At 31.3% G+C, this 11,712-nt stretch carries 9 protein-coding genes and 1 pseudogene; 2 read left to right on the forward strand and 8 right to left on the reverse strand.

Annotated features, from left to right (window positions below):
- Positions 1–35: 35 nt before the first annotated feature.
- From ACU4C5_RS13375 to ACU4C5_RS13385, 3 genes and pseudogenes are all read right to left on the reverse strand, one after another.
- Entirely contained in the window at positions 36–692 is a 657-nt protein-coding gene (locus tag ACU4C5_RS13375; RefSeq protein ID WP_446844713.1) for a GYF domain-containing protein, read from the reverse strand.
- Between the two features lie 1,066 nt (positions 693–1,758).
- Positions 1,759–2,418 (reverse strand): annotated as a pseudogene (locus tag ACU4C5_RS13380) (flavin monoamine oxidase family protein); the annotation flags it as partial.
- A 12-nt stretch (positions 2,419–2,430) separates the two neighbouring features.
- A complete protein-coding gene (locus tag ACU4C5_RS13385) occupies positions 2,431–3,102 on the reverse strand; it encodes a flavin monoamine oxidase family protein (RefSeq protein WP_446844714.1) in 672 nt (223 codons plus the stop codon).
- A gap of 901 nt (positions 3,103–4,003) precedes the next feature.
- Between ACU4C5_RS13385 and ACU4C5_RS13390 the strand changes: the two genes are divergently transcribed.
- Positions 4,004–5,392 carry a trimethylamine monooxygenase gene (locus ACU4C5_RS13390; protein ID WP_446844715.1) on the forward strand — a complete coding sequence of 463 codons (1,389 nt, stop codon included), beginning with the start codon at positions 4,004–4,006 and terminating at the stop codon, positions 5,390–5,392.
- A gap of 669 nt (positions 5,393–6,061) precedes the next feature.
- The gene (locus tag ACU4C5_RS13395) at positions 6,062–8,059 is read left to right on the forward strand and encodes a BCCT family transporter (RefSeq protein ID WP_446844716.1); all 1,998 of its coding nucleotides are present in this window, start codon (positions 6,062–6,064) and stop codon (positions 8,057–8,059) included.
- Positions 8,060–8,237: 178 nt separating this feature from the next.
- On the opposite strand, the gene ACU4C5_RS13400 is transcribed toward ACU4C5_RS13395, so the two are convergent.
- From ACU4C5_RS13400 to ACU4C5_RS13420, 5 genes are all read right to left on the reverse strand, one after another.
- Positions 8,238–8,468: a hypothetical protein gene (locus ACU4C5_RS13400; RefSeq protein WP_446844717.1), complete on the reverse strand. Its 231-nt coding sequence runs from the start codon at positions 8,466–8,468 to the stop codon at positions 8,238–8,240.
- 54 nt (positions 8,469–8,522) lie between these two features.
- Positions 8,523–9,461, reverse strand: a complete 939-nt coding sequence (locus tag ACU4C5_RS13405; protein ID WP_446844718.1) for a MalY/PatB family protein — start codon at positions 9,459–9,461, stop codon at positions 8,523–8,525.
- 101 nt (positions 9,462–9,562) lie between these two features.
- Entirely contained in the window at positions 9,563–10,354 is a 792-nt protein-coding gene (gene arsM, locus ACU4C5_RS13410) for an arsenite methyltransferase (protein WP_446844719.1), read from the reverse strand.
- A 78-nt stretch (positions 10,355–10,432) separates the two neighbouring features.
- Positions 10,433–10,978 carry an RNA polymerase sigma factor SigZ gene (gene sigZ / locus ACU4C5_RS13415; protein WP_446844720.1) on the reverse strand — a complete coding sequence of 182 codons (546 nt, stop codon included), beginning with the start codon at positions 10,976–10,978 and terminating at the stop codon, positions 10,433–10,435.
- Between the two features lie 124 nt (positions 10,979–11,102).
- A complete protein-coding gene (locus ACU4C5_RS13420) occupies positions 11,103–11,696 on the reverse strand; it encodes a DsbA family oxidoreductase (RefSeq protein WP_446844721.1) in 594 nt (197 codons plus the stop codon).
- Positions 11,697–11,712: the final 16 nt, after the last annotated feature.

Raw genomic sequence — 11,712 nt, forward strand, 5'->3', positions numbered from 1 at the left:
AATAAATTTGAAAACCCAACGAAAAAAACCTTTAATTACTCCTCTTTTTTTTTTACTACGATGGTTTTTGAGATTTTGTCATATAAATTTTGTCTGTCTTTATCCCATAATAACCAAATAACAGGAATTAATAAATATCCTAGAATATTTTTACCTAATTCTCTTATAATACCGCTTATTGGATTTTTGATGTCTTCTCCATTTTCGCTTGAAATTACTTTAATACCAAAAATCTTATGACCAATATTTCCACTCCAAAGTGGGTACATTAATCCACCAACAACAAGTGCAAGTATAATATTTAATACTACATCATAAGCAGATATATAACTATCGCTATCTAAATAATTTCCTTTAGTAATTAGTAAAATTGGCACTAACATTATTAATCCTCCTATAAGTGACGCAATAAATCTTTCCCATTTAGAAGCTAACTTATATCCAAAATATTTTTCCGATGATTTTTCGTTTTTTGGTGGTTCTGGTGGGATTTCGTTAGTGGTTTTACTGCTTTTATATTCTGGTGGTGTTTGGTCGATAATATCTTTTAGCATTGGGATATTTTTTGCTTCTGTCCATTCATCTAATCCTTTTGTCCAAATGAGAGTTTCTTTGTAAATGTCTTTTTTATTTAGTTCTTCAATACTAAATGGACCTGTCTTTTCATCGTTTTCAATAAGGTAATATTTCATATTTTCAGTTAGTTTGTTTTATGGTTAATGTTGCTCTCAATTGTTGCCAACTACGAGATATCAATACTTTTAGCATTACGCTTCCGCTTATAGGGTGCTGGTATTAAGTTTACTGGCGCTAATATAGTTGTTTTAGTAAAAGGTTTGTTATGGTTTTCCGTAAAATGGATGCTTTATTTTGTTTTTATGGGGTTGGCATCTCGATACGATTTATTCGTTCCTCTTAAATTACTGGATGTGACGAATGATTAGGTACTCTCCTACTTTGGATTTGGTGGCATCTCGATACGATTTATTCGTTCCTCTTAAATCACTCGATGTGACATTAGGAATGTTTGTTCTTAAGTTACTGGATGTGACGTGGTGTTGTGGTTTTCTTTTGTTCTCTATTCTTTTCCATTGCTGAAAAGCACCAAAAAGCTAGACTGACTATCATTTTCTTGAATTCTACAGACTACTCCACTAACGCGTCCAGACCGTTGCACTGCGTTTCACTCTTTGGACGCTTGCCGTTTTGTAGCCTTTGAATTGCTACGGAAATTATAGGTAGGTCGGGGTTGGCATCTCGATACGATTTATTCGTGCCTCTTAAATCACTCGATGTGACGTTAGGAATGTTGTTCTTGATTTGCTTGATGTGACGTGGTGTTGTGGTTTTCTTTTGTTCTCTATTCTTTTCCATTGCTGAAAAGAACCAAAAAGCTAGACTGACTATCATTTTCTTGAATTCTACAGACTACTCCACTAACGCGTCCAGACCGTTACTCTGCGTTGCACTCTTTGGACGCTTGCCGTTTTGTAGCCTTTGAATTGCTACGGAAATTATAGATAGGTCGGGGTTTGATTTATTCGTGCCTCTTAAATCATTTGGGTTTGATGTGTGGCTATGAGGTTGTGTTGTTGTGTGCATCTCTGACTATCATTTTCTTGAATTCTACAGGTTACTTCGCTAACGCGTCTAGATTGTTACTGTGTGTTTTACTATTTGGGTGGTTGTGGTTATGTAGGTTTTTAATTGCTGGTGATGTTATGGGTTGATCGGGGTTTGATTTATAGGTGATTGGAATTAATCTAATAATTTAATTATTTTTTTTGCTTCTCTGACACCACTTAAATATGCTCCATGAACAGTTCCTCTATAATCTCTTGAGGTATGCTCGCCTGCGAAGAAAACTTTATTGTTTATTGGTTCTTCAAAAACTTCATACTTATTTGTTCTTACGCCAGTAGTAGCGAAAGAATATGAACCATATGTATACTCATTGGTATTCCATTTTGTTCTTAACATTTTTGTAGGGTTTGGAATATCATTACCATAAATGGCTTTTAAATGAATCATAATTTCTTCAATAATTTCTGAATCTGTCATCTGTTCAGTTTCAATTGAATAATCTCCAAAGGCAAATGTCATTAAAGCATTTGCATTTGCGAACTTCTTTACGTTCATAAAGTAATTAAACTTGCCTTTTGTTTCTGGTGTGTAACCTATATACTGTAAATCATTATCCCAAAAAATACTGTCCCAAACTAGCAGAAACTTATTTACAGACCCCATATCTATGGTGTTTATGGCTTTTTGTGTAGCTTTTGGAAGTTCTGGTGTAAAAGCAATAATATTATGCTTTAAAACACCTAAAGGAACGGTTACTAAAACATAATTGGCTTCAAAATCTCCTTGTGAAGTTGAAATAATTGTTTTATCGTTTGCATAATTTATTGAAGTTACTTTAGTATTAAGTCAAATATCAATATTCTGTGCTAAATAATTGGCAACTTTATCATAACCATTTGTAATAATAACATCTTCACCATCAAACGCTTCGTCATCGTAAAAATCTTGTGATGATAATTTATAAATATCTCCTCCTGTATCGAATTCTAAATAAGTAGACATCATATATGTCCATAGGCGATTGTTTTTGTATTGTGGATAATCTTTATAAAAAACGTCACCAAAGCTTTCCTTTTTGCTACCATCAATATTTCTCAAAACCGTATTATACTTTCTTTCTGTTTTTATTAATTTAGAATCGGAATATTCTTGTCCATTATAATCAAAAACTGCAAGATTATCATCAGAGGTTAGAAAGGTATTTGCTCCAGCTTTATCGGCTATTGAAGTTATAGGATTACCTTTTGGTCCGTGTATCCAACTCGCACCTTCATCAAAAGCAATACCTAAACTTCTATCTGTTTTTAATCGTCCTCCAATTTTATCTTGAGCTTCTAATACTATAACATTAACACCCTTATCTTTAAAATATTTTGCTGCTGAAAGTCCAGATGTACCAGCTCCAATGATGATTATTTTTTTGCTTGTATTATTTACTTCAGTATTAGAATTGTTTTGCGAACTACAAGAATTTGAGAATGTTAGTAATGCAATAAATGTGATTAATAATGATTTCATTTTTTTATTTTAAACTAAAGAGTTTCTTTTTTATGAAGTGTTACATTTATTCTGAATTTTGTCTGAAATTTTAAATTCTTACGGTTTCAATGACTAATGTCAATTTTTAGATATTGTCTTATATTATTGCGAACTTAATTACGTGCATTATTACGTACCATGCTTTCTTGTAAAAACAGTAGGTGGTTGTATTATACTTATAGATATTACTACTGCTAATATAGTTGTTTTAACAAAAAGGGTGTTGTGATTTTATTGAATTCTACAGGTTATTGCTCTATTGGATACAGATTGTTACTCTGCGTTTGATTCTTTGGATGATTGTGGTTTTGTAGGTTTTGAATTGCTGCTTAAATTATAGTGTTATGGGGTTATCTTGTTATGGTTCTATATTCTTTTCTATTGCTGAAACATTGAGATTGATGTGGAGGGGAGTTTGTTGGTTTGTCTTAAATTACCGGATGTGGTAGGGTGTTATGGTTTAGATTGAAGTGCTTTAATTATTTACATTGTGTGTTGCTAGTGCCTTAAAATAATATGTTCCTCTCTCCTAGTATTATAATAAAACCTTACGAGATCTTTCTTTAATGGAGGAACAACAATTATAGATGTTACACTTAGGTGAAAAGTTTTAAATAACATCTTTTTTAAAATATAAAAAACAAACAAAACACCTATGTTTACTAGGTTTTATTGCGTTTATTCGATAAAAAAAAGTATATTTAAAACTTTGAGAGAACAGCCTTAATTTCATTACAAAAAAATCGGATTTTAAAATATTCTAAATTGAATTCTGAGTTATTTCTCCCGCTACATTAACGTAGCAATTTACAACGTATTTAAATTATAATTTGTTTGTGCAGTTTTTTATAATCTGCACAGATGTTTAAACATATATTACATGGATGTTAAGAAAAAAAGAGTTGCAATTATTGGTGCAGGTCCAAGTGGTTTAGCACAATTAAGAGCTTTTGAATCAGCAAAAAAACAAGGATTAGAAGTGCCTGAAGTAGTTTGTTTTGAAAAACAAAGTAATTGGGGTGGCATGTGGAATTATTCTTGGAGAACTGGTGTTGGTAAATATGGAGAACCTGCACATGGTAGTATGTATAAATATTTATGGTCTAACGGCCCCAAGGAATGCTTAGAGTTTTCTGATTATTCATTTGACGAGCATTTTAAAAAGCCAATATCAAGTTATCCGCCAAGACCTGTTTTGTTCGATTATATTCAAGGTAGAATTAAAAAAAATAATGTTAGAGATTATATTCGTTTTGACACTACTGTTCGTTGGATAAGTTATGATGAAGAAACGAAGAAGTTTAAAATTACTTTAGATAATTTAAAGATAGACAAAACATATTCAGAAGAATTTGATTATTTAGTTGTGGCATCTGGTCATTTTTCTACACCAAACATGCCATATTTTGAAGGAATAGAACAATTTCCTGGTCAAGTTATGCATGCACATGATTTTAGAGGAGCAGATCCTTATAAGGATCAAGATTTATTAGTGATTGGGAGTAGTTATTCTGCCGAAGATATTAGCGTACAATGTCATAAACATGGTGCGAAATCTGTAACCTTAAGTTATAGAAGTAACCCTATTGGTGTAAATTGGCCAGAAGGTATTAAGGAGGTTCCTTTGTTAAAGTATTTTGATGGTGCAAATGCTCATTTTAAAGATGGTACTTCTCAAAAATTTGATGCTGTAATTATGTGTACTGGTTATCAACATAAATTTCCTTTTTTACCAGATGAATTACGTTTAAAAACTAAAAATAATTTATATCCAGATAATTTATATAAAGGTATTTTCTTTAATGATGTGCCTAATTTAATTTATTTGGGAATGCAAGATCAGTACTATACATTTAATATGTTTGATGCACAGGCTTGGGTTGCTAGAGACTTTATGATGGGTAGTTACAAAATACCATCAAAACCAGAAAGACGTTTAGATATTAATAAATGGTTAATTGAAAATGAAAAATTGAAATCGTGTCATAACAACGTAGATTTTCAAACTGAATATATTAAAGATTTATTAAGCTTATCTAATTACCCTGATTTTAATGTAGATAAAGTAGCAGAAATGTTTAAAGAATGGTTACAAGATAAAGATGATAATATTTTAACATATCGCGATAAAAACTTTAGAAGTGTTGTAACAGGCAGCATGGCAGAGACGCATCACACAGAATGGATGAATGAACTAGACGATAGTAAAGAGCGTTATTTGTTTAAACATGAAAGCGAAGAAATAACAGAGAAAGAAGAGCATCTGTAAATTTATAATAGCCATAAAATTACTTCTTTTTTATGTCTACAACATATTTTTAAAACAATATAAACCCTCATAGTTGTAAAAATTATGAGGGTTTATTTTTTTATAACAAAGCTAAAATTTTATATGCTTGAATAATAGTTTACCTTTTAAGATACACTAAAAAATATAGTCAGTCAGATTGAAAATGAAAAAAAAGTTTTTCTTCAGATAAATGATTCTTGATATATCGTTTCATAAAAAGCGTATTTATTTGTTATTTTTTATTGTTTTCATGAACTTCCAATAATATTACAGATATAATGGTTATCAAACTTATATGGCGTAATTATGCAAAAGTCTATTTGGCATGAGATTGATTGTAGTGTAAATTACACTATTAACTAGATAAATACAACAAAATGCGCACTGCTCATAATTTGCCCATCTTGTAATTAGTTACTTACGCGATTCTTGTGGATTGACTAACAAACACGTGAATTTTATAAAATTAAAGTTGATCTACCTCTTTTACATAATTAAAATAAAAATTGCATTTAGAGGTCGTTCTAAATTTGTATTTTGCCTCTATTAAAATAAAAATCATTTATGCAGTAAATTTTATGTTCAGCAATAATAAAATGGTGGGTTTTAATTTTTAAGCATAACTTTTAAATCTAAAGAACTAAGTATATGTTCAAAACAACGTTGATTAAGGGTGTTTTTTTACCAAGCATTCTATTTATTCTCCTTATCTCTATTACTTCAATAGTCTATCCTGAAATGGCAGACTATATTCTAAATATTATTAAAAACTTCATTTTTGTTAATTTGAATTGGGTTTACATTTGGGCGGTTACATTTTTTGTTATTTTCTTGATCTACCTATTATTCAGTAAATACGGGAAAATCCGCCTCGGAAATAACGACAGCAGACCAGAACACTCTTTTTTCTCTTGGATGTCTATGTTGTTTGCGGCAGGTATGGGAATAGGTTTAATGTATTTTGGAGTAGCCGAACCAATGCAGCATTACGCATCTGAAGTTTTTGGTTTAGAACACTATATGAATCCGGCAAAAAACGCACAACTCTATACCTTTTTCCATTGGGGAGTTCATGCCTGGGCTATTTATGCTGTAGTAGGATTATCACTTGCCTATTTTTCGTATAGATTGAAATTACCATTATCTCTCAGAAGTTGTTTTTACCCTTTACTTAAAGACAAAATTAATGGAAAGTGGGGTGATGTTATTGATGTTTTTGCCCTCTGTAGTACTTTTTTCGGAATCACGACGACTTTGGGTTTTGGCGTTGTTCAAATTAATTCTGGATTGCAAATACTAAATATTGTTCCTGATACCAGCTTTTTTTACCAAATTATAATTGTGGGTGTTTTGGTTTCTTTGGCCATTGCGTCCTCATTAACTGGTTTAGATAAAGGAATCAAGTTATTCAGTAATATTAATGTGATTTTAGTGGTTTGTTTGCTACTATTTGTATTGATTGTGGGCCCAACTGTTTTTTTGATAGGAAGTTTTACGGAAGGTTTGGGAAATTATATCACCAATTTTTTTAATCTAACTTTCGATACCCACGTGTATGAGGAAGAAACCCTGCCTTGGTTTTATGATTGGACGATACTTTATTGGGCCTGGTGGATTTCTTGGTCACCTTACGTAGGTCTTTTTATCGCGAAAATATCTAAAGGGAGAACCATTAGCGAATTTATTGTAGCAGTTCTTTTAATACCAAGTCTGTTTAATTTTATTTGGATGACCGTATTCGGGAATAGTGCCATTTGGTATGACGCTAATGTTGCCAATGGAGCACTTAGTCAATTAGCCAGTAATCCTGATGTGTTGATGTTTCGATTTTTAGAATATTTACCATTTTCCACAATAGCTAGTTTTATGACTATTTTAATCGTTATTATATTTTTTGTGACATCTGCAGATTCTGGGATTTTTGTAATGAATAATATAGCGACTAAAAATGCTCTTAAATCTCCTAAATGGCAAACTATTTTATGGGGAGTTTTAATGGCAGTGTTAGCACTATTACTTCTTAATGCAGGAGGTTTAAAGGCACTTCAGAGTATGACCTTGATTACGGCGCTACCATTTTCTGTTATTATGATTTTATTTATTATAAGCTTAGTTAAAGCACTTGCCATTGACCAATCTTATTATGACCGTACCTTCTCAAAAACAACAGTTCCATGGTCTGGAAGTTTATGGAAAAACAGACTAAAACAAATTGTTGCAACAAAAGACCGTGCATCTATAGATATATTTATTAATACCGTTGTTAAAGAAGCGTTTACCGACTTAAAAACAGAATTTGCAGCAAATGGAATTAATGCCACTGTTAGTTACCAACAAAATCCAACAACAATTGAATTGGAAATAAAACACAGTATGGTTAATAATTTTATTTACGGTGTTACTACGACTTCAAAAAAAGTAGCTACTTATTTTGGAGATGAAGATAATTTACCTGAGGTGCAAAAAGATGGAACCTTCTACCCTAAAGTGTATTTTGGAGATACACGAGAAAGTTATGACATTCAATATTTTACTAAAAAGGAATTAATTTCGGATGTTTTGAAAAACTACGATCGATTTTTGGATATTATTTCAGAGGAAGAAAACAAAATGTTTATAAGCTCTAATCTTAATGATAAATCATAACTAACCACTTTAAATAAATGTTTTTACCATTGTATGATGACGTTGAAAAAGCGTGATCACTTAAATACAATTGCTTCTTACTTTTTATTCAAAACTGAAGTAGTTAATTAAAAAAACAATAAACCCAATAGAGATTCTATTGGGTTTTATTTTGAATACTATTGTTATAATTACTCGGTTAACAAGAACAACAATCGTTTGTGTTAGCATTTTCATTAAAAGAGCAATCTACACCATCATCAACCGCTTTTTTTAATTGATGAAACGCTTGCTGAATCTTAGTTAATGGTGACGCTACATTCATACGCATAAACTGTGTGTGTGAACTTTCAAACCAATCTCCAGGTGTTAACGCTAATTTTGCTTGATGCACCACTAAATGTTTTAAAGCAGCATCCGAAAGATTCAATTTACTAAAATCTAACCAAATTTGATACGTTCCTTCTGGTTTAAAAAGGGTGACTTATGGTAGTTCATTTTGCATAAAATTTTCTATCCACTGCATGGTTTTTTCAAGATACACCAATAAATCATCTAACCACTCCTCGCCTTTTGTATATGCAGCAATTGTAGCATTTGCAGAAAGTATATTTCCGTGATCTAAATACAAAGAACCTATAGTGTTTTTAACTTGCTTATGAGTTTCTTTATTTGGTATATATAAGTATCCATTAGAAATGCTTTGCATCCCAAAGGTTTTTGCTGGCGAACCTAAAACGGCAATGTGATTTTCGCTATTAGTTAATGAAGCGATGCTATTAAATTGTGATTTAGAATACACAATATCTGAATGAATTTCATCACTAATAATAGTCACATTATATTGGTTTGCAAGATCTACTAATTTTTGTAATTCTTCCTTTGTCCAAACCCTTCCAACAGGATTGTGAGGATTACAAAGTAATATTGCTTTAATATTTAGGGTTTTAAGTTTACGCTCCATATCCTCAAAATCCATTTGATATTGGCCATCAATTACTTTCAATTTATTATGGATTACTTTTCTTTCTGCAGATTCAATAACCTTAAAAAACTGATGATAAACAGGTGTTTGTACTAGTATTCCATCTCCTTTTTCTGTTAATTCTCTAATTAGGATACCTATTCCTGTAAGCACTCCAGCAACTTGTACAAAGGATTTAGGATTTAATTTTAATTGATGGCGTTTTAAATTCCAATCAGTAATCGCTTTAAAAACTTCATCAGTATTAAATTCATAGGCATACATATTTCTTGTTACCAATGTTTGCAAAGCTTCTTGTATGGGTTTTGCTATTTCAAAATCCATATCGGCAATCCATAAAGGCATGACATCTGTTGCACCAAACATTCCTTTTAAGTAATTAGGATTACTCTTAGCAAAATTGTTTTGGTTCTCGTGTATTATATCAAATTGACTCATTTTTATTGTATTTTGTGTATAGACGGCTGATTAAAAAAAAGACGCAAAAAAAATGCCTCATTATGGAATGTGGCATTTTTATATTAATTAATCGGATATAATTATTTTTCAGCATAAACACCAAGACTAATAATTGCATTATCACTTGCCTTGAACTTTTCTAATTCTTCTGGGCAACATACATAATTCAACAACACAATATCTGGCATATCTATAATACGTTCTTTAGTAATGGTAATGTTTTTGAATCCAGCATCTTTTATAGCTTCTATATAATCTTCTTGCTGTAATGCTCCAGAAATACAGCCTGCATACATTTCTGCCGCTTCCATAATACCTTTTGGTAAAGTACCTCTCAATACTATATCCGACATACTAAAATGTCCTCCAGGTTTTAATACGCGATATACTTCTTGATATGCTTTCGTCTTATTTGGCACCAAATTAAGGACACAGTTACTTACGGAAATATCAATGGAGTTCTCTTTTAATGGAAGTGCTTCAATTTCGCCTAAAACAAAATCTACATTTGTATACCCTAATTTCTGTTTGTTCTCATTTGCTTTTTTAATCATTGCTTCCGTCATATCAACACCAATTACATGACCAGATTCTCCAACAATTCTTCTAGCAACAAAGGCATCATTTCCTGCACCAGAACCTAAATCTAGAACGGTGTCTCCTTCTTTGATTTTAGCGTGTTCTGTTGGGATTCCGCATCCTAAAGCATAGTCTGCATCTGCTTCATAACCATCAACTTTAGCATAACTTTCACTCATGGACCAGTCTTGAATTGGCGAATAGCAAGCTGTTGGTCCGCAACCACAACCTGCTCCAGAATTAGCGACTCTTGTATATGCTTCTTTTACGTTTTCTTTAATTTCTTGTGACATACTATATCTATTTAAAGTGTTATAATTTAATTTTCACTCTATAGACGTCAACCTTATAAAAAGACGCAAAAAAAATAGTTAATCACAAGATGGATTGCATTTTTTTTCTTTGTAATCTATTACATCACCATATACATCTGTAGATATTTCACAACATTGGTCGTAAGAAGATTTTAATAATTCTCTACCTCGTTGTACTCTAGATTTTGCACCTGAATACGAAATGTTTAAACGTTTTGCTATTTCTTTTTGCGGAATATTTTCAATATCAGCCAAAATAATTGCTTGTTTATACTTTTCTGGAAGTGAATTTATAAACGGACTAATGCAATGTGAGAGTTCAGAGGTCAGTGAATCGTTGGCATAATCTTCAGCCTCTATGTTATCGGAAGATGTTTCAAATTTTAATTTTCTAAAATGAGAAATTATTTCGTTACGTGTTATTTGATAAATCCAAGACACCAATTTCTCTTTATTCTTTAAAGAGTCAAATTTTATAAACGCCTTTAAAAAAACATCTTGAACAATATCTTTTGTAAGTTCAGGATCCTTAACTTTTCCGTTAACAAAATTTGTTAATCGGCCATTCATATCATTCCAAACATGTATAATTTCAGTATTCATAGTTGTATAAATAAATCTTTGATTTATTTATAGACGCAAATAATTAAAAAAGACGCAAAATGTTTTAAATAATAAATTGCATTTGCACATAAGCCATTTCATACAGTGAATTAATATTGTTCATTTATACTTTTAATTCTTCAAAGACTTTTCTGAAATTTTCAGCACTTTGAGCCCCAACCACTATAATTTTATTATTAATAATAAAAGTTGGAACACTAGAAATATTATTATCAATACAAAACATTTTATTGGCTTCTAATATTTTTTTATACTTATTAGTCTCAAAAACCTGATCTATTGCTGCTTCTGAAATACCTACTGTCAATGCCATTTTTTTTATTTCGGGAACCAAACTTATGTTTATGTCTTTAAAAAAGAACGCTTCGTACATTAGGGTATTAAAGGCATCAGATTTGTTTACCTCTTTAGCATACTCTGCAACTTGTAATGCTTTGTTAGAATTAGGCATAGCCGTTATATCTGCAAATTCATAGCCGAATTGACGTCCAAATTCTTGTAGCTGAACATTTTTCTGTTTTGCATTTGGGAAATAATCTTTTGAAGGAATACCGTTTTCAGGTATGTCTGAATGAATTTCATAACCTCTAAAGTTGATTTCAATATCATATTCTTTTTTCAGTCCATCAATAGTTCCTTTTGCAATGTAGCAATATGGGCATTGAAAATCGGAAAACATTGTAATTTCGTATTTCATTTTATCTCGTTTTTTT

It is taken from the genome of Lacinutrix undariae, from assembly GCF_052934785.1.